An 18,139-nucleotide genomic window follows, 5' to 3' on the forward strand; every position below is an offset into this window, starting at 1 on the left:
ACTCGCGACTTCGTCGCATGCGCTTCGACGGCTCGGACGCGAGACGGGCCGCGAACGGGTCGCTCGTAAGACTCGCTCCGTGGTGGTTGGTGATGGCGGGGCCGTTCGGCACCTGGTGCGCGGGTGCTGGATGGTCGAGTCTCGCGACGTCGTTGCCTGCGCTTCGGTGGCTCGGACGTGAGAGGGGCCGCGAATGGGTCGCTCGTAAGACTCGCTCCGTGGTGGTTGGTGATGCGGGGCGTTCGGCACCCGGTGCGCGGGTGCTGGATGGTCGAGGCTCGTGACTTCGTTGCCTGCGCTTCGATGGCTCGGACGTGAGAGGGGCCGCGAATGGGTCGCTCGTAAGACTTGCTTCGTTGAGGTTGGTGATGCGGGGCGTTCGGCATCCGGTGCGCGGGTGCTGGATGGTCGAGTCCCGCGCCTGCGGCGCATGCGCGGTGCGTCTGCTGGTTACAGTCCCTCGAATTGGATATTCGCGGCGGGGGTTCCGGTCTCGACGAGCCGATCCAGAGTCACGCGGACCATATTGGGTGACCCGCAGACCAGCACCTGGTGGCGGTCGAACGCACCGTGCGAACCGACGACATCGGCGAGCGTGCCGAAGAGCATATCGTCGAGTGGGAATCCGATATCCACGCGCGACTGCTCGTACCATTCGTCGACCCAGCCGGGATCCTCCGGGCTCTCGACCACGGGAATCACCGTGAGCCAAGGCAATTCGTTCGCCAGCAGGAACAGCATGTCATCGGCGTACAGGTCGCGCGGTGAGCGCCCACCAACGAACAGGTAGGTCGGCGGCGGATCTTCGTGCCGGGCGAGGTCGAGAATCTGAGAGCGCATCGGGGCCAGACCGGTACCGCCCGCGATCATCACCACCTCGTCGCCGTAGGGGTCTACGGCGAGAGTGCCGAGCGGAGCGCTGATCTGCCATTCATCGCCGGGGTGGGTGTCGGCGACAATACTGCCGCTGCACCAGCCGCCCGGCACTGTGCGCACATGGAATTCCAGCTTGCCGTCCAGTGACGGCGGCAGCGCGGGAGAGAGCCGACGGCGCATCCCGGGATGCTGCGGCACCCGGACCTCGACCGACTGTCCCGCGAGAAACGGGACGTACTCGCCGATCAGGCGGATAACCGCGATGTCGTGGCGCAGCCGGTGATGACCGACCACGGTCGACTTCCATTCGGGCGCCGCACCATTGCCGTGCGGGCTCGGATCAATTGTCATTGCTTCTCTCACACGGGATCTGAGCTGATAACCGACTCGGGGGTGCCCACCGCCATCAGGGCGCGGCGGGTGTCGGCGATCATGCGGGCCGAACCGGCGATCTGGATCTGCCGGTCGGACCATGAGCCGAAGCTGGCCACGACCGCGCCCAGATTTCCGATCAGGCGGCGGTGCATGCCGTACGGCTCGTCCTGCGGTGGATGCGTATACCACCACGGGTTGGTCTTCTGTTCGCAGACCGGGACCACGGTGAGCCACGGATTGCTCTGCGAGAGCTGCCACATATTCTCCACGTCGTACAGATCGCAGGGGTAGCGGCCGCCGATGAAGAAGTGCACGCGCGGATTGATGCCGCGCTGACCCATCTCGATCAACTGGGCGCGCAGCGGGGCGATGCCGGTGCCCGCGCCGATCAGCAGCACATCACGCCCGCTGTCGCGATCGATGTGCAGACCACCGAGCGGACCGGCGATCATCCACCGATCGCCCACCCTGGTCTCATTAACGATGGCCGGACTCACCCAACCGCCGCGGATCTTGCGGACGTGGAATTCGATCTCGCCGTAGGGATTCGCGGGAATCGCGGGCGAGAGATAACGCCACATCTTGGGGCGCTGCGGCAGCGAGACCGGCACGTACTGTCCGGCCTGATACGGAATCGGACTGTCGGACTGCAGCCGCACGATGGCCAGATCCTCGAGCACCCGGCGATGGCCGACCACGGTCGCATCCCAGTACGGCTGCGATTTATCGGAATTGGCGCCGATGGCCATGGATGCGGAGATGAGGATGGTGATATCGCGCCAGCCCTCCTCGAGCGCGCGATTCCACATCGGTCCATTGAAGACCCGGAATGCGGCGAGCAGCGCCCGCCCCGCGATGTCATAGTGCGCGGCGATGACACCGTATTTGCGGTGATCACGCGCCAACTGTTCCAGGAACTTCTGCGCCCGCCCCCAGTCCTCGAGATGGTCGAGCACGTAATGGATGGCGGTCACCACCCGCTTGGCCTGCATCTCCATCGCGGGCGGGAACAATTCCCGCAGCTGCGGCTTCTCCGCAAACAGGTGACCATAAAACGCACTGATCAACCGCTCGGGTCCGTTCGGCGACTCGATCACCGATCGGAAGTTGGCGCGGACCAGCGCTGCCGAACGCGCATCCACGACGTGGAGCTTCCTTTCCCTCAAAATCTGCCCAGGGACATGTCCGTAACCGGCGGTCCTCCGCCGTCAAGTATCCCTGAAAATCACGTGGTCGTGTGGGTATGGCCGATCACGCCCGCGCCCACGGTAATCCGTGGGCAAATCTGGGCTGCTCTGGGCCGGACATGCAGGATATCGCGGCCTCGCTCGCTCCGGGTTACCGCCGGGTCAACTCGCGACGTTCGCGCGCACCGCGGGCGCGACCAATTCGGCGTAGCGATGCACTTGGTCGACGGGGTCGCCCTCGGTCGGCCAGAAGATGAAGCCGTCGATGCGCTGGTCACGATATAAAACGGACAGATCGTCCACCCAGCGCTCGGGCGGGCCCTCCAGGAAGCCGTAGTCGGTGCCGTCGCTGGTAATGGTGCCGGACAGGTTGTAGACCCGCCGGATGGCGCGCGGATCGCGCTGCGCCGCGGCGGCCGCATCGTCGATGCGTTTACCCGCCTCGGTCAGGAATTCGGGCGGGGCCCAGGCCGCCGAGGGCAGCCAGCCGTCGGCGCGCTGTCCGGTCAGAGCGAGCATGCGCGGACCCTTCGCGCCGAGCCAGATGCCAGGGTCGTGTTCCGGCTGCGGACCAGGATGGGCACCGGCGAGCAGATGGTAGGTGCCGGGCACCCGGACCGAACGTTCGTCGCTCCACATGGCCCGGATGACCGCAATGCCCTCGGCGAGTGCCCGCACCGATTCGCCCGGGCTCAGGTGGTAACCACCCATGGCGGCGATGGCGGCCCAGAACGCGCCCGCGCCGAGTCCGAGGTGGATCCGGCCGCCGGTCATGATGTCGAGGGAAGCAACGGATTTCGCGAGTACGGCGGGATTGCGCAGGGGCAGGTTGGCGACATCCGGGAAGAAGGTGAGTCGCTCGGTGCGCACGGCCAGGCCGGTGATCAGGGTCCAGGTGTCGAGGAAGCGTCGCTGGTAGGGATGGTCCTGGACGCCGATCAGGTCGAGTCCGGCGCTCTCCGCATAGGTCGTCAGCTCGGTGAGCTGCTGGTAGTTATCGGCCTCCGGAATCAGGAAGAGGCCGAATTCGGGTGGGCGTGATGGGCCCTTTTTTCGGGCACTCACTCAGATGGCCAGCACGGTTTTGCCCCGCGCACCTATCGCGCCGATGACCGAAGGGCCCTGGTTCAGTGGGACGGTCACGTCGATCGGCACGACGACATCTCCGGCGGCGACCCGATCGAGCAGGCGGGCCAATTCCGGTCCACGGCCGGAGGATTCGATATTGCCGCCCTTGATGCCGCGATCGCGCAGCGCGTCCGGATCGGCGGACCAGATGGTGGAGTAGACCGTGCCGCCGTCGCGGACCAACGTGGTCAGCTCGGCCAGCACCTCGGGCGGACTCACCAGATCGAACAGCGCATCGACGCCGTCGGGGTGTGCGGCGGCGACCTCTTCGACGACCCGACCACGGGTGTAATCGATGGTCTCGGCCGCGCCGAGCCTGGTCATCTGATCGGCGACCGCCCCACGCGCGGTCGCGATGACGTGCGCCCCGGCGATATTCGCCAACTGCACCAGGAACGAGCCGACGCCGCCGGTGGCGCCGACGATCAATACCGTCTGGTCCGGCTCGAGCTTGGTGGCATCCACGATGTCTTGCGCGGTTATGCCCGCGGTCGGCAGGGCCGCGGCCGCGATGGTGGGCACCTGGTCCGGGATCGGGACCAGGGTGGCGTCCTCGGGCAGGATCGAATACTCCGCGAAGCTGCCGTGGCCCGCGGGCGGGAACAGGAATTTGCCGACGACACGGTCACCGACGCCGAATTTGGTGACGCCGGGGCCGACCGAGGCCACCGTGCCGGCACCGTCGACGCCGAGGATCATCGGAAAATCGTGCGGCAGCTTGCCATCCAGAATGCCGCCGGCCATCTTCTGGTCGAATGGGTTCACCCCGGCGGCCTCGACCTGGATTCTGACCGCACCCGCGCCGGGTTCGGGGGTCGGCATTTCGGCCAGTTCGGGTGTTGCTCCGAAGCTTCGTACCACGATCGCGCGCATCCATCGCTCCTCGAGTCGGGCTGGATTGTGATGCATCAACCAACGGCCAAGGCCATCGTAGGCATCGCGGTGCCATAGACCCTGCGATTGATGCCATTCGGCAGTGTCGCGGCGTAGCGTTCAGCCGGAGTCTGTTCAGGTGCCCAAAAAATTAAAGTTGAGCGGAACAGACTCAACCTTTCCGACGTTGGATAGTGCGAATCGACTAGTAGGAAGGTGACTTGTGGACTCGTTCAATCCCACCACCAAGACCCAGGCGGCTCTGACCGCCGCCTTGCAGGCCGCCTCGGCCGCGGGCAATCCGGAGATTCGTCCGGCGCACTTGCTGGTGGCGTTGCTGGATCAAACCGATGGCATCGCCGCCCCCTTGCTCAAGGCCGTCGCGGTGGATCCGGCGACGATTCGACGCGAGGCACAGGACATCGTTGACAAGCTGCCACGCGCGACCGGTGCGACCACCACGCCCCAACTCGGCCGCGAAGCCCTGGCAGCGATCACCGCCGCCCAGCGCCTGGCCACCGAACTCGGCGACGAATACGTCTCCACCGAACACGTCATGGTCGGCCTGGCCGACGGCGATTCGGATGTCACCATGCTGCTGCAGAAGTACGGCGCGACCCCCGAGGCGCTGCGCGAGGCATTCACCGCCGTGCGCGGCAGTGCGCGCGTCACCAGTGCCGATCCGGAGGGCAGCTACCAAGCGCTGGAGAAGTATTCGACCGATCTCACCGCGGCCGCCCGCGCCGGCAAGCTCGACCCGGTCATCGGGCGCGATACCGAAATCCGCCGTGTCGTACAGGTTTTGAGCCGTCGTACCAAGAACAACCCGGTGCTGATCGGTGAGCCCGGGGTCGGCAAGACCGCGATCGTGGAGGGCCTGGCCCAGCGCATCGTGGCCGGTGACGTGCCGGAATCGTTGCGCGGCAAGTCCGTTGTCTCGCTCGACTTGGGCGCGATGGTGGCTGGTGCGAAGTACCGCGGTGAATTCGAGGAGCGGCTCAAGGCCGTACTCGAGGAGATCAAAACCAGTGCGGGACAGATCATCACATTCATCGATGAGCTGCACACCATCGTCGGCGCGGGCGCGACCGGTGAGTCGGCGATGGATGCGGGAAATATGATCAAGCCGATGCTCGCCCGCGGTGAGCTGCGGCTGGTCGGCGCCACCACGCTGGATGAGTACCGCCGGCACATCGAGAAGGACGCCGCCCTGGAGCGTCGCTTCCAGCAGGTGCTGGTCGGCGAGCCGTCGGTGGAAGACACCATCGGCATCCTGCGCGGCATCAAGGATCGCTACGAGGTGCACCACGGCGTGCGCATTACCGACTCCGCGCTGGTCGCCGCCGCCACGCTCAGCGACCGCTACATCACCTCCCGGTTCCTACCGGATAAGGCGATCGACTTGGTCGATGAGTCGGCCTCCCGGCTGCGCATGGAAATCGACTCGCGCCCAGTGGAAATCGACGAGGTCGAGCGCGCGGTGCGCAGGCTCGAGATCGAAGAGGTCGCACTGGAGAAGGAGACCGACGCGGCGTCCAAGCAGCGCCTGGACAAGTTGCGTCAGGAACTCGCCGATGACCGCGAAAAGCTCAACCAGCTGATGACCCGCTGGCAGAACGAGAAGAGCGCCATCGATCAGGTCCGCGTCCTCAAGGAGGAGTTGGAATCCCTGCGCGGTGAATCCGACCGCGCCGAGCGCGACGGTGATCTGGGCAAGGCCGCCGAACTGCGCTACGGGCGTATCCCGGCGCTGGAGAAGCAGCTCGCCGAGGCCGAAAAGACTTCCGCAACAGCCGCTGACGGCGAAGTGATGCTCAAGGAGGAGGTCGGCCCCGACGATATCGCCGAGGTGGTCTCGTCCTGGACCGGTATTCCGGTCGGCCGGATGATGGAGGGCGAAACCCAGAAGCTGCTGCGGATGGAGCAGGAGCTGGGTAAGCGCGTGGTCGGTCAGACCGAGGCGGTGCAGGCGGTTTCGGATGCGGTGCGCCGGGCGCGCGCCGGAGTCGCGGATCCGAATCGGCCGACGGGTTCGTTCATGTTCGTCGGCCCGACCGGTGTCGGTAAGACCGAGCTGGCAAAGGCGTTGGCGGACTTCCTGTTCGACGACGAACGCGCCATGGTCCGCATCGATATGAGCGAGTACAGCGAGAAGCACTCTGTCGCCCGGCTGGTCGGCGCCCCGCCCGGCTATGTCGGATACGACCAGGGCGGTCAGCTGACCGAGGCGGTGCGGCGTCGGCCGTACACCGTGGTGCTCTTCGACGAGATCGAAAAGGCGCATCCGGATGTCTTCGACATCTTGCTCGCGGTACTCGACGAGGGTCGCCTGACCGATGGCCAGGGCCGCACGGTCGACTTCCGCAACACCATCCTCATCCTGACCTCGAATCTGGGTGCGGGTGGCGAGCGGGATTTCGTCATGAACGCGGTCCGCTCGGCCTTCAAACCAGAGTTCCTGAATCGCCTCGATGATGTGGTCATGTTCCATGCCCTCGACGAGGAGCAGCTGGAATCCATCGTCGATATCCAGCTCGACCAGCTGCAGAAGCGACTGTCGCAGCGCAGGCTGAAGCTGGACGTCGGCGATTCGGCCCGGTTCTGGCTCGCCGTGCGCGGCTACGACCCGCTGTACGGCGCCCGCCCGCTGCGCAGGCTGATCCAGCAGGCCATCGGCGACACCCTCGCCAAGGAACTGCTCGCCGGTGAGGTCACCGACGGCGACACCGTCGTGGTCAATGTGAGCCCGAACGGCGAGGGTCTCATCGTCGGCCGCGGCTGACAATGCGGCCCGGCTTGCGAGTAATCCGCAGTCGGGCCGCCTTGTTCGCCACAACGCCAGCGAGTCTTACGAGCGAACACGCCGTGCCGAAGGCACGGCAAAGTGCCACAGCCTACCCTGGAGGGCATGACCAATCCCAACGATCCCTGGGCTCAGCGACCGGAGGATGCGCCGACGGAACATTTCGGTCCGTCGGGTAAGTCGGGATTTCAGCCGTCCGCGCCTACGTCGGAATACCCCGAGGCCTATGGCCACGGCGATGCGACCTCGGTCTATCCGTCCACCGAACAATTCGAGCCGTGGGCGCCGCCACCGGTCAATGCCACCAAGGAGTTCCCCCCGTACGACAGCCAGGTCCAGTGGGGCCAGGAAAGTGGCGCGTGGCAGGAGCCGACCCAGGTCGGTGCGTACGGCCAGCCCGGCGCGCAGTATCCGCCCGGACCGCCCGGTGCGCCGCTACCCCCGGATCAGCAGCCGCCGCGCAAGCGCAACACCGGCCTGTGGATCGCCCTTGGACTCGGGGTGCTCCTGCTGATCGGCGCGATCGGTGTGCTCGCCGGTGTGCTGCTCGGCGATAAGGACACCTCGTCGAGTTCGGCCGCGAGCACCTCGGCCTTCCCGACCGCGGGCCGATCCACCGGTACCGCGCCCTCGCGCGGTCCGTCATCCACCCAGGTTCTGCCGAGCATTCCGGGACTCGGCGGCATCGATAGCCTCGGCGCGACCATGGGCACCATCACCGCCAACGCCGGTGGCCAATTGACCCTCGACACCCTCGGCGGATCCGCCGTAACGGTGCGCACCACCGATAAGACCCAGGTGATCTCGTTGGCCGGGTCCAAGGTATCCGATCTTCCGGTCGGTGACATGGTCATGGTGCAGGGCGATAAGGCCGCGGATGGTTCGATCGACGCGAAGATCATCATCAGCACCGCACTGCCCGGCGGCACGCGGTGAAATATCAGCGGGCAGTGATGCGCAATAGCCCTGTCGGCTCTATAGGGTAGGCGACGATGACGGCAATGTGGTTCGGGTTGGCGGCGATCGCGCTCGTTGGTGCGATCGTGCTGCTGTATTTCGATCGGGTCCAGCGACAGCGGACCGGTCATGCGCGCCAGGTGTGGGCGAAGGCCCAGGGCTATACGTATGTGTCGGTGGAACCGGCGCTGGCCTCCACCTGGCGCCGCGGTGCGTTGGCCAAGCTCGGCTACCTGTCCGCGGTGGATGTGGTGTCCGGCATCCGCAAGGGCGAGAAATTCGTCCTCTTCGATCTGGAAGACGCCGCGACGCTGGTCGCCGTGCGCAGGCAGATCGGCTCCGATATCGATGTGGATATGCGGCTCAAGACCGCGTCCCCGCCCAAGGACGCCGATCTGGAACTGCTCGGCGCGATCGGTGACCGGGTGGTGTTCGCGACCAATCCGGAGATCGCCAGGCACGCCGTCGACCAGCGCATGGTCGCCTTCATCGAATCGCTGCCCGATACCGTGCAGATGCTATGGAGTGAGGGCAACTGGACCCTCGGCATGCTGAATGTCGGTACGGTGGCCAAGGATTGGGAGACCGCGATCGATGCGGTGCTTCGCCTGTCCGGTCTGCTGCATGTGCTGCCGCCGGTGAGCGATGCGCGCGGGGTGGATTCCGATGGTCACGATCCGGGACGGCCGCATCCGCGCAAGCGCGCGGGTGAGCGGGAAGAGGCGGAAAGTCCGGTGGCCGCGCGAGTCGCGTCGGCGGATCTGCGCAAGCGCGAGGACTTCGACGACGAGGAGTACGCCGAATCGTCTTATGACGAAGACGATTTCGACCGGCCGAAGTACCGCGAGTACTCCGACGACGACTATTACGATGAGGAACCGGCCGCCGAACCGCAGCCGCCGCGCCGCCCCAGTCTCGCCGTCGTCCCGGACTCCCGTTCAAGGGCCCGCGACGAGCGCTGGGCGGCGGAACCGGACGATGACTGGTCGCCGGAGGACCGCCCGGCCCAGCGCAAACCCGCCGAGTCCGAGCCGGATGAAGACGAATGGCCCGCGGGCGAGCACACGCCGGAACAGCCCGGCGGTCCGTTCCACCCGGGATTCCGCCCGTATCAGGGACCCGTACCGCAGTGAGCGGGCATAGCGCCCCTATGACCTGGATTGTGCGATGAATGCAGGATCGCGGAGCGATTCGATGAGGGATGGTGGCCGGGAAACGGGTGGGGCAGACAGTCCCACGCGCTTGCCCGGGGCCATCCGCCCCGTCGCATTGATCACCGGACCCACCTCCGGCATCGGGCACGGATTCGCCGTGCGCTTGGCCGCACTCGGCTATGACCTGGTGCTCGTCGCCCGTGAAAAGGACCGGCTGAATGGCCTTGCCGCGGAATTGGAGCGGAAATTCGCGACCCGCTCGGAGGTGCTCGTCGCCGATCTGGCCGATTCCGAAGATCGGGATCGGGTACTGGCCCGCGCCGCCGACGGCGTCGAATTCCTGGTCAACAATGCCGGATTCGGCCAGTCGGGGGAGTTCTGGACGCAGCCGCCCGCTGCGATCCAGGCCCAGCTCGACGTCAATGTCACGGCGGTGGTGCAGCTCACCAGGGCCGCGCTGCCATCGATGATCGCGGCCGCGAAGGGTTCGATCGTGAATGTGGCCAGCGTCGCGGGTCTGATCCCCGGACGGGGCTCGACCTATTCGGCCTCCAAGGCCTACGTCGTATCCTTCACCGAAGGGCTGGCGGGTGGACTGGCCGGCACCGGAGTCCGGGTCCAGGCCCTGTGCCCCGGATTCGTGCATACCGAATTCCACGAGCGGGCCGGCATCGAGATGTCCTCGCTGCCGAAACAGCTGTGGCTGAGCGTCGACCAGGTGGTCGCCGGTTCGCTACGTGATCTCGAGAAGGACCGGGTGCTCAGCGTGCCCGGTCTGCAGTACAAAGTGCTCACCACCGCCGCCGGGATGATCCCGCGAGCCCTGGCGGCCCGACTGAATCGCGGCATATTCAACGCACGCGGAAGGACTTGACAGACATGATCGACCAGGCGAACAAGGCCGCCGTTTCGACGGACGACCGCGACAGATTGGCCGCACTCGTGCGCGAGCTCGCCGTCGTGCACGGCCGGGTCACACTGTCCTCGGGCAAAGAGGCCGACTACTACGTCGACCTGCGCCGCGCCACGCTGCACCACGGTGCCGGACCACTGATCGGCAAGCTACTGCGCGAACTCGTGGCGGACTGGGATTTCGAGGCCGTCGGAGGGCTCACCATGGGTGCGGATCCGGTCGCGCTGGCCGTCATGCACGCGCCCGGCCGACCGATTGATGCCTTCGTGGTGCGTAAAGCCGCCAAGACCCACGGCATGCAGCGCCAGATCGAGGGCCCGGACATCGTCGGCAAGCGGGTGCTCGTCGTCGAGGACACCACTACCACCGGAAATTCGCCGCTGACCGCCGTGCGCGCCCTGCGCGAGGCCGGCGCGACCGTCGTCGGCGTCGCGACCGTCGTCGACCGGGAGACCGGCGCCGATCAGGTGATCGCCGCCGAGGGCCTGGAGTACCGGTCCATCCTCGGATTGAAGGATCTCGCCCTCGGCTAAGCTGCAAATGCGCCTCCCGGATCGCAGTCGCCGGTGGTCGGAGCTTTGATTCGCTCTGAAACGCCGACAGCGGTGCGACCCGATAGGGGGACGCATCCGCCGAGTGCAGCGAGGCGGTCGAGACAGTGAAGGGTCGTGTGAGTTACCTGTGGTGAGCATTGCAGTCAATAAGAGCCGTGCGAATGTCGCGATGCTCGGCATCGGTGCTTACCGTCCGAAACGCCTGGTCAGCAATGAAGAGGTGTGCGAGGTTCTCGATTCGACCCCGGAGTGGATCTACGAGCGCACCGGTGTGCGCAACCGTCGGTGGATCAGCGGAGACGAAACGCTGCAGTCGATTTCGGCGGCCGCCGGTGAGCGGGCGATCGTCAACAGCGGCATCGATCGGTCCAAGATCGGCGCGCTGATCCTGGCCACCTCGAGCTGGCTGACCCTCACCCCGCACGGCGCCCCCAAGGTCGCCAACGACCTGGGGATGAACGGGATCGCGGCCTTCGATCTGACCTCCGGTTGCGGCGGATTCGGCTACGGCCTCGGCGTCGCCGCCGACCTGATCCGGTCCGGGTCGGCCGAATATGTGCTGCTCATCGGTGCCGAGACGATGACGGTCGGACTCGATCCGACCGATCGCGGCACCGCGATGATCTTCGGCGACGGCGCTGGTGCGGTGGTGGTCGGCCCGAGCGAGGAGAACGGCATCTCCCCGACGGTGTGGGGTAGCGACGGCGAGAATGCCTCGGCGATCGAGCAGGACGTCAACTTCCTCGAATACATGGAGAAAGCGCAGCGGCTGCAGGGCACCGACCCGGCCGTAGAGCCCGTCGGCCGGATGTCGCTGCGGATGGAGGGGCCGCGGGTATTCCGTTGGGCGGCGGTCACTTTGCCGCGCGCGCTGGCCTCGGCGCTCGAGGTCTCCGGTGTCTCCAAGGACGATATCGAGGTCTTCATTCCGCATCAGGCCAATGCGCGCATCAACGAGTTGATGAAGAAGAACCTCGGGCTGGCCGATGACATCCCGGTGGCCAATGACATCGAGAACACCGGCAATACCTCCGCCGCATCCATCCCGTTGGCGATGGAGGAGATGTTGGTGACCGGCAAGGCCAAGGGCGGACAGGTGGCCTTGCTGCTCGGCTTCGGTGCGGGCCTGAGCTACGCGGGTCAGGTCGTCACGCTGCCACCCGCACCGAAAGAGCCGAGCTTCGGTGTCTGATTTGCGGCATTCATGGGGCGCTTTGTCTGATTTGCGGCGCTCCTGGTGGCCCATGTGGTTACGCTCCGCTGCCGCCTCCGGGCACTCCGCTCGCGCCGCAGTGTGGTTACCCACCTCGGGCACGCCGTGGGTCGTGCGTCCATTCCGTGCCGGATTCCTGGTGGCTGCGGCGGCGACCGTGTACGGCGCGGTTACCGGCCGCGGCAAGGTGCAATGGGTTACGAAGCCGCTGCTGATGCCGCTGTTGGCGGCGGATGCGGCGGCCGATCGGGCGTTGGATCCGGTCGATCGGACGGTGCTGCTCGGCTGCCTCGGTGCCGCGACCATCGGTGATGTGCTGCTGATCGAGCCGGACAGTGATCGGCGGCTGATCGCGGGAGCGTCCTCGTTCGCGGTGATGCAGACCGGATATTCGCTGCTGTGGTGGCGCCGCGGCGGGCGTGCGCGTCCAGAGATCGCGGTTCCACGGCTGCTGGCCTGGCTCGGTGCTGCGGCGTTGATGCGGGCCAAGGCGCCGACAGTCGCGGCTGCGCTGACGGCCTACGGTGCGACGCTGGGCAGTGCGGCGGTGCTCGCCTCCGATCCCGGATTGGCTCCGGACGCGAAAAATATTGCCGGACTGAATATTCCGAATGCCGATCCGCGTAGTCGGCTCGGCCTCGGTGCGTTGCTGTTCACCGTTTCCGATGGGCTGATCGTGCTGCGGCGGCTGTTCGCGCGCGGTGAGCGTTCCCGGCGGGTCACCGAGGGCGTCATCCTGGCTACCTACGCGGCCGCGCAATATCTGCTCGCGGACCCGCAAGCGCACTCGCGGGACTGACCTCGCGCCCGCCGATGCGGCGAAATGCGGGATCCGCCCGCCGTTGATCGAAAGCTATTGCCCCAGAACGAGAATGATCCGATCCCGATTCTGCGGATCGACTCGGATGGAGATTGTCTCGCCGACCGCGAGCCGCGGCTTATCGGCCGGGGTGACATCGAAAACGATGGTGCCACGGTAACTTTCGGATCCCGGCACAACGAGCTCCAGATCGAATTCGGTCAACTCGGTGTGATGATCAGTGCGCTGCAGCGTATGCGCACCCTCGATGGTCGCCCACCCCTCCAGCCCGTGCCGCCACAACTGCCGATCCGCGCGCGATGGCCGAACAGCCAACAGCATCCCGACGCCCACGCATGATCCGAACAGACCGACCAGCGCGACGATCTGGAACGGCTCGGTCCCCGGCGGCGTATGCGGTAGTAGCCAGCCCAGCCAGAATGCGAGCACGATGAAATACCCGGCGGTCACCCCGAGCACTGTGCGGAGAACGCGTGCGTGATCCATGCCAGCCTCCACCCGACTGCCTGCACCATCCAGAATAGGACCGCCCATCCCACCGTGAACGCCCCTTGACCACAACCGTGACCTGCCCGTCTCCACCGCACCCCCGCCGTTCATCCGGCAAGATGGGCAACCGCATGGTGCGCGAGCCCGTTAATGCTTCTCGGTTGGTTCGGTCTCCACGCGTGGACTTGCGCGCAGCTCTGCCGTCCGACCGTACGGGTTGTGCCGGATACCGCGAACTGCGGTTGATCACTTGTCTGGCAAGGCATTTGATCATCGGATGGAACTGCTGCTTACAGCAGGGGACTCCGATGCCTACAGTCCGGCGGCGCTGACCTGGTAGGCCGCCTCCATCAGCAGCCAGCCCGACAGTTGCACCGACATATCGCGTTCGGGCACCCGCGACGAGGTGACCGAACCGCCCTCGGTGAAAAGTCCGGCACCGGACCGGCCGCCGGGTAACTGGGCGGGTTTGCTCCAGTCGTGCCCGAACAGCGGCTCGCCCTCGACCTCGAGCCGGTTCGCCCAGGCCGCCGCGGCGCTGGCACGCACGATAGCGGCCGCGGTTTGCCGGTCGGCCGCCTGATCGCGCTCATCACCGGGCAGCATCAGTGCGACCACAGCGAGATAGCGGGCCAGAATGCCGTTGAACAGGCCGCCGTCTCCGCCACCGCCACCATTGATCACCCCATTGGTGGTCATCTGCTCCTCGACCGCGGTGAGCAGCCGGTGCACCCGTTCGCTGTGGCGCGGCTCGCCGGTGTGCACCGCGAGTTCCGCTTCCAGACCGAGCACCACGCCCTGGCAGTAGGTGAAGGTCGGGCGCTCGATCTCGCCGGAGGGCAAATGGATGCCGTCCAGGATCAGGCCGGATTCCTTGTCGCACAACGTCGCATCGATCCAGTCCGCCATTTCCTGCGCGCGCAGGTGGCGGCCGAGACGCAGTAGCGCGATGGCGACCGGTCCGTTGGCGGGGGCATTGAAATAGTCCGAGTTGATCCGCCACGGCACACCGCCGCCACGCGCCGGATCCCAAGCGCCGTACAGCTCCTTCTCGAGTGCGATCAGACCGCCGCGCGCCTCGGTGATCCCCTGGGTTCGCTCGGCACGCTCCAAAGCGATTGTCAGCCAGGCCATATCGTCGTAGTAGTTATTGGTCCACCCGGTGATATTGCGCAGCCGATGCGCCCGCGCGATGGCGGCGATGCGCTTGCGGCGCGTCGGCGTCGGCACCCGGTTGGCGGCATCGACCGCGCAGTCCATCAGATGCGCCTGCCACCAGTAGTGCCAGGAGGCGAAGCCCCGCTCACGACGGGTCGCCGGCCAACCGACGACACCCAATTCGGTACCCGGCACACCCCATAGCGCGCGTAGGTGCCGAGAGACGATCGCGGATTCGGCCATATCCGCGCGCTCGGACCACAGCGCGGGCGTGGGTGCAGCATCGCGCCCGATATCCGGGCTCCGCGAGGTCATGGGTCAATGGTGCCAGCTTCGAGCCGATTAATACCGATCTTTTCGTTACCATGCTGACGTCAAATCGGCATGTTGCCGAATCCATGCGTGCATCGCGATGCCGGCCGCGACTCCGGCATTGATACTGCGGGTAGAACCGAACTGCGCGATCGAAACCGTCAACGCGGCCGCACCCTTGGCATGTTCTGTCACACCGGGACCTTCCTGCCCGAACAGCAGCAGGCAGCGGCGCGGCAACTCGACGGTTTCCAGCGGAACCGAGCCCGGCACATTGTCCACGGCGACCACGGTCAGATTCTCCCGCTCGGCGAAGGCGAGTAGCTCGCCGATATCGGAGTGATGTTCGATGTGCTGGTAGCGGTCGGTGACCATGGCGCCGCGGCGATTCCAGCGCCGTCGGCCGACAATGTGCACGGCGGCCGCGGCGAAGGCATTCGCGGTACGCACCACGGTGCCGATATTCGCGTCGTGGCCGAAGTTCTCGATGGCCACATGGAACGGATGCCTGCGACGGTCGATATCGGCGATGATCGCCTCGCGCTTCCAGTAGCGGTAGGCATCGACGACGTTGCGGCGGTCACCACCGACAAGCAGCTCCGGATCGTAGTGGGGATCCTCCGGCGGGGCTTCCCCGTGCTCCTGCGTCCATGGTCCGACACCGTGCGGATGCTCGCCCCATTCGGTGGGTCCTGGCTGCTCGGCCGTATCCGGCGCGGGGTGGTTCACTCCGACGATGCTAATTCCGGCCGCCCGCGGCATGCGCGATGGGCCCGGAGGCGGTAGCGCAGCGTAACCATGGACGACCCCGCGAATACCGCAGATCGAACCCCACCACCTTCGGGTGGCCGGATTCAGTAGGTCGAGGACGAGGAGCCGAGAACGCCTACAGCGGCGAGTACCACCATGAGGATGAGGAACACAATGGTCAGGATCAGCAATATCGAGGCGATTATGCCGCAGATATATCCGGCCTGGACGCTGCCACGACCACCGATGGCACCGCCGGACGCGTCGATCTCGTTGAGTGCCTTCTTCCCCATCACCCAAGCGACCGGGCCCAGGAACTGACACATCAGCAGGCCGAGAATGCCGAGGATCATGATCGTGATGGCCTGCGGATGATCCTGCGGCGGGCCATAGGCCGGGTAGCCGTACGGCGAACCGTACTGCGGTGGCGGCGGATAGTTCATGCACAGGATGCTAGTTGGTGGTGTAGCTGGCCACACCTAGGATTCGGCGGGCAGCTCGATCGAATGCTGCCGTGCCCGCGACAACCATGGAGTCCATGACCGAGACACAAACCCTCGTGCTCGACGCGCCTACCGGCAAGGCCGGTCCGGACGCGCGAGAGGTGCTGCGCGCGATCCTGCGCGCGCCGATCCAGGCTAGGACCTGGAAGCAACTCGTCTATGTATTCACGGTTTTCGCGATCGGTATGCTCGCCGTCTGCTATCTGTTCTTCGGTTTCGGCGGCGGCCTATACGCCTCGATCGTCCTCATCGGCATTCCGATTCTGGCGCTGGTGATTCTGGGCGCGCGACTGTGGGCGAAGGTGTATCGCGCGCTGGCCAGGGATCTGCTGGATACGCCGGTGGACGCGCCGCCGCCGTATGTTTCGCGGCCGGGCTTTTTCGGATTCCTGAAGAGCGCGTTCACCGATCGTGCGAGCTGGCGAGCCATTGTGTTCCTGTTCGCGCAGGCCGTACTCGGAGTGGTCGGCGGCTATCTGGTGCTGGTCGTGGTGGCCGTGACGGTATTCGTCGCGCTCTCGCCCATCCCGTGGGTGCTGTTCAACCCCACGAATATCGACGACAACGGCGTCGCACACCATTCGCTGGCCCAGTTCGGATCCGTCTATATCGACACTTGGCCAAGGGTTTTGCTGATGTCCGCGGTCGGCATTATCTGCTGTTTCGCACTGCCGTGGCTGCTGCGCGCGGTGTGCTGGGTGCACGGGCTGCTCACCATCGCATTGCTGTCGGCAACGGCGCGTGACCGGCAGTTGGTCGAATTGCGCGCGAGTCGGCGTGCGGCGGTCGAGGATTCGGCGGCGACACTGCGGCGAGTTGAGCGGGATCTGCATGATGGCACACAGGCGCGGCTGGTCACCATCGCTATGGCCTTGGGCCGGGCCGAGGAGCGGATATCCCTCGGCGGCGACGCGCGCGATCTGATCGCCGACGCGCACGCAAATGCCAAGGAGGCGCTGACCGAATTGCGCGAGCTGGTGCGCGGAATCCATCCGCCCGCACTCGAATTAGGGCTCGCACCAGCACTGGAGACGCTGGCTTCACGGTGTGCCGTTCCGGTGGAGCTGCGAGTCCATCTGCCGCAGCGGCCGAATCCGGCCATCGAGGCGATCGCCTACTTCTCGGTCGCCGAACTGCTCACCAATGTGGTCAAACATGCGAATGCCACGAGTGCGTGGGTGTCGGTCGTGCCGACCGATGCGCACACTATCGCGGTCTCGGTGCGCGACAATGGGATCGGCGGCGCGCTGCAGCCGATCGAGGGGGAACATGTTGCGGGCAGCGGACTTTCCGGACTGGCGGCACGGGCGCGTGCGGTGGACGGCACGCTGACTGTGCAGAGTCCGACCGGCGGGCCGACCGTGGTGACCATCCTGCTGCCGACGGCCGGGCCGCGATGAGTACGCCGTTGCGGGTGGTGATCGCCGAGGACAATGCGATCCTGCGCGACGGGCTTGCCGGACTGCTGGCCGAGCGCGGCCACGAGGTCGTCGCCATTGTCGGCGATGCCACCACCTTGAGCGATGTGGTCGGCACCTACAACCCCGACGTGGCTGTGGTGGACGTGCGGATGCCGCCGACCTTCACCGACGAGGGGCTGCTCGCGGCGATCGAGTTGCGACGCAAGTACCCGCTCACAGGCGTGCTGGTGTTCTCGCAGTGGATCGAAACCCGCTATGCCACCGAACTTCTCGCCGGTGGCGCGAGCGGCGTCGGCTATCTACTCAAGGATCGGGTGGCCGACGTCCGCGACTTCGTCGATGCCCTGGACCGCGTAGCCACCGGCGGCACCGCACTCGACCCGGAGGTGGTGAGTCAATTGATGGGTGCGTCACGCCAACAGGATTCACTCGCCCGGCTCACACCCCGCGAGCGCGAGGTCCTCGAACTGATGGCACAGGGACTGTCGAACAATGCGATCGCGACCGCACTCACGGTCACCGAGCGCGCGGTCGAAAAGCACATCGGCAATATCTTCACCAAACTGGATCTGCCACCCTCCGACACCCACCACCGCCGAGTCCTCGCGGTCCTGCGCTTGAAGGGCTGAACCGGCACGCGAACGGTTGCGCCG

The 18,139-nt window shown here is 66.1% G+C and carries 17 protein-coding genes; 9 read left to right on the top strand and 8 right to left on the bottom strand.

Annotation, left to right across the window (positions count from 1 at the left end; all coding sequences use genetic code 11):
- Positions 1-450 precede the first annotated feature (450 nt).
- The 4 genes from ACIBI6_RS40585 to ACIBI6_RS40600 all read right to left on the bottom strand — a co-directional run bounded on the left by ACIBI6_RS40585 (position 451) and on the right by ACIBI6_RS40600 (position 4,439).
- Positions 451-1,227 (bottom strand): FAD-binding oxidoreductase, encoded by a 777-nt coding sequence (locus ACIBI6_RS40585; protein ID WP_396960483.1) that lies wholly within the window; start codon positions 1,225-1,227, stop codon positions 451-453.
- A gap of 8 nt (positions 1,228-1,235) precedes the next feature.
- Positions 1,236-2,393 carry an FAD-binding oxidoreductase gene (locus ACIBI6_RS40590; protein ID WP_364358829.1) on the bottom strand — a complete coding sequence of 386 codons (1,158 nt, stop codon included), beginning with the start codon at positions 2,391-2,393 and terminating at the stop codon, positions 1,236-1,238.
- 207 nt (positions 2,394-2,600) lie between these two features.
- Complete coding sequence (locus ACIBI6_RS40595; RefSeq protein WP_396960485.1) at positions 2,601-3,503, bottom strand: LLM class flavin-dependent oxidoreductase; 903 nt, start codon at positions 3,501-3,503, stop codon at positions 2,601-2,603.
- Complete coding sequence (locus ACIBI6_RS40600; RefSeq protein ID WP_364358835.1) at positions 3,504-4,439, bottom strand: NADP-dependent oxidoreductase; 936 nt, start codon at positions 4,437-4,439, stop codon at positions 3,504-3,506.
- Between the two features lie 223 nt (positions 4,440-4,662).
- On the opposite strand from ACIBI6_RS40600, the gene clpB reads away from it, so the two are divergent.
- From clpB to ACIBI6_RS40635, 7 genes are all read left to right on the top strand, one after another.
- Entirely contained in the window at positions 4,663-7,221 is a 2,559-nt protein-coding gene (gene clpB, locus ACIBI6_RS40605) for an ATP-dependent chaperone ClpB (RefSeq protein WP_396960487.1), read from the top strand.
- 126 nt (positions 7,222-7,347) lie between these two features.
- On the top strand, positions 7,348-8,178 hold the full coding sequence (locus tag ACIBI6_RS40610; protein WP_396960489.1) for a DUF5666 domain-containing protein: 831 nt from the start codon (positions 7,348-7,350) through the stop codon (positions 8,176-8,178).
- A 56-nt stretch (positions 8,179-8,234) separates the two neighbouring features.
- On the top strand, positions 8,235-9,332 hold the full coding sequence (locus ACIBI6_RS40615) for a hypothetical protein (protein ID WP_396960491.1): 1,098 nt from the start codon (positions 8,235-8,237) through the stop codon (positions 9,330-9,332).
- Positions 9,333-9,393: 61 nt separating this feature from the next.
- Positions 9,394-10,227 (top strand): SDR family NAD(P)-dependent oxidoreductase, encoded by an 834-nt coding sequence (locus tag ACIBI6_RS40620; protein ID WP_396960493.1) that lies wholly within the window; start codon positions 9,394-9,396, stop codon positions 10,225-10,227.
- Between the two features lie 5 nt (positions 10,228-10,232).
- Positions 10,233-10,799 (top strand): orotate phosphoribosyltransferase, encoded by a 567-nt coding sequence (pyrE, locus tag ACIBI6_RS40625; RefSeq protein ID WP_364358850.1) that lies wholly within the window; start codon positions 10,233-10,235, stop codon positions 10,797-10,799.
- A gap of 148 nt (positions 10,800-10,947) precedes the next feature.
- Complete coding sequence (locus tag ACIBI6_RS40630; RefSeq protein WP_364358853.1) at positions 10,948-12,012, top strand: beta-ketoacyl-ACP synthase 3; 1,065 nt, start codon at positions 10,948-10,950, stop codon at positions 12,010-12,012.
- 133 nt (positions 12,013-12,145) lie between these two features.
- Positions 12,146-12,832, top strand: a complete 687-nt coding sequence (locus ACIBI6_RS40635) for a lysoplasmalogenase (RefSeq protein WP_396960508.1) — start codon at positions 12,146-12,148, stop codon at positions 12,830-12,832.
- A gap of 54 nt (positions 12,833-12,886) precedes the next feature.
- On the opposite strand, the gene ACIBI6_RS40640 is transcribed toward ACIBI6_RS40635, so the two are convergent.
- The 4 genes from ACIBI6_RS40640 to ACIBI6_RS40655 all read right to left on the bottom strand — a co-directional run bounded on the left by ACIBI6_RS40640 (position 12,887) and on the right by ACIBI6_RS40655 (position 16,005).
- A complete protein-coding gene (locus ACIBI6_RS40640; protein ID WP_364358859.1) occupies positions 12,887-13,339 on the bottom strand; it encodes a DUF3592 domain-containing protein in 453 nt (150 codons plus the stop codon).
- A gap of 315 nt (positions 13,340-13,654) precedes the next feature.
- Positions 13,655-14,743, bottom strand: coding sequence for a glycoside hydrolase family 76 protein (locus ACIBI6_RS40645; RefSeq protein ID WP_396960510.1), 1,089 nt, complete (start codon positions 14,741-14,743; stop codon positions 13,655-13,657).
- 117 nt (positions 14,744-14,860) lie between these two features.
- A complete protein-coding gene (locus ACIBI6_RS40650) occupies positions 14,861-15,574 on the bottom strand; it encodes a TrmH family RNA methyltransferase (protein ID WP_364358862.1) in 714 nt (237 codons plus the stop codon).
- 92 nt (positions 15,575-15,666) lie between these two features.
- Positions 15,667-16,005 (bottom strand): DUF4190 domain-containing protein, encoded by a 339-nt coding sequence (locus ACIBI6_RS40655; RefSeq protein WP_364358865.1) that lies wholly within the window; start codon positions 16,003-16,005, stop codon positions 15,667-15,669.
- Between the two features lie 95 nt (positions 16,006-16,100).
- On the opposite strand from ACIBI6_RS40655, the gene ACIBI6_RS40660 reads away from it, so the two are divergent.
- Positions 16,101-17,465, top strand: coding sequence for a sensor domain-containing protein (locus ACIBI6_RS40660; protein ID WP_364358868.1), 1,365 nt, complete (start codon positions 16,101-16,103; stop codon positions 17,463-17,465).
- Entirely contained in the window at positions 17,462-18,115 is a 654-nt protein-coding gene (locus ACIBI6_RS40665; protein WP_364358871.1) for a response regulator transcription factor, read from the top strand. The genes ACIBI6_RS40660 and ACIBI6_RS40665 overlap by 4 nt, the downstream gene beginning before the upstream one ends.
- Positions 18,116-18,139 lie beyond the last annotated feature (24 nt).

The organism is Nocardia sp. NPDC050412, from assembly GCF_044458825.1.
Lineage (GTDB): Bacteria > Actinomycetota > Actinomycetes > Mycobacteriales > Mycobacteriaceae > Nocardia.

Bases quoted from the DNA above. Each gene is read 5' to 3' on its own strand.
- ACIBI6_RS40600 (WP_364358835.1), bottom strand. From the start codon at position 4,439: ATGCGCGCGATCGTGGTACGAAGCTTCGGAGCAACACCCGAACTGGCC.
- ACIBI6_RS40655 (WP_364358865.1), bottom strand. From the start codon at position 16,005: ATGAACTATCCGCCGCCACCGCAGTACGGTTCGCCGTACGGCTACCCG.
- ACIBI6_RS40665 (WP_364358871.1), top strand. From the start codon at position 17,462: ATGAGTACGCCGTTGCGGGTGGTGATCGCCGAGGACAATGCGATCCTG.
- ACIBI6_RS40650 (WP_364358862.1), bottom strand. From the start codon at position 15,574: ATGCCGCGGGCGGCCGGAATTAGCATCGTCGGAGTGAACCACCCCGCG.
- pyrE (WP_364358850.1), top strand. From the start codon at position 10,233: ATGATCGACCAGGCGAACAAGGCCGCCGTTTCGACGGACGACCGCGAC.
- ACIBI6_RS40610 (WP_396960489.1), top strand. From the start codon at position 7,348: ATGACCAATCCCAACGATCCCTGGGCTCAGCGACCGGAGGATGCGCCG.
- ACIBI6_RS40615 (WP_396960491.1), top strand. From the start codon at position 8,235: ATGACGGCAATGTGGTTCGGGTTGGCGGCGATCGCGCTCGTTGGTGCG.
- ACIBI6_RS40620 (WP_396960493.1), top strand. From the start codon at position 9,394: ATGAGGGATGGTGGCCGGGAAACGGGTGGGGCAGACAGTCCCACGCGC.
- ACIBI6_RS40640 (WP_364358859.1), bottom strand. From the start codon at position 13,339: ATGGATCACGCACGCGTTCTCCGCACAGTGCTCGGGGTGACCGCCGGG.
- ACIBI6_RS40660 (WP_364358868.1), top strand. From the start codon at position 16,101: ATGACCGAGACACAAACCCTCGTGCTCGACGCGCCTACCGGCAAGGCC.
- ACIBI6_RS40585 (WP_396960483.1), bottom strand. From the start codon at position 1,227: ATGACAATTGATCCGAGCCCGCACGGCAATGGTGCGGCGCCCGAATGG.
- ACIBI6_RS40645 (WP_396960510.1), bottom strand. From the start codon at position 14,743: ATGGCCGAATCCGCGATCGTCTCTCGGCACCTACGCGCGCTATGGGGT.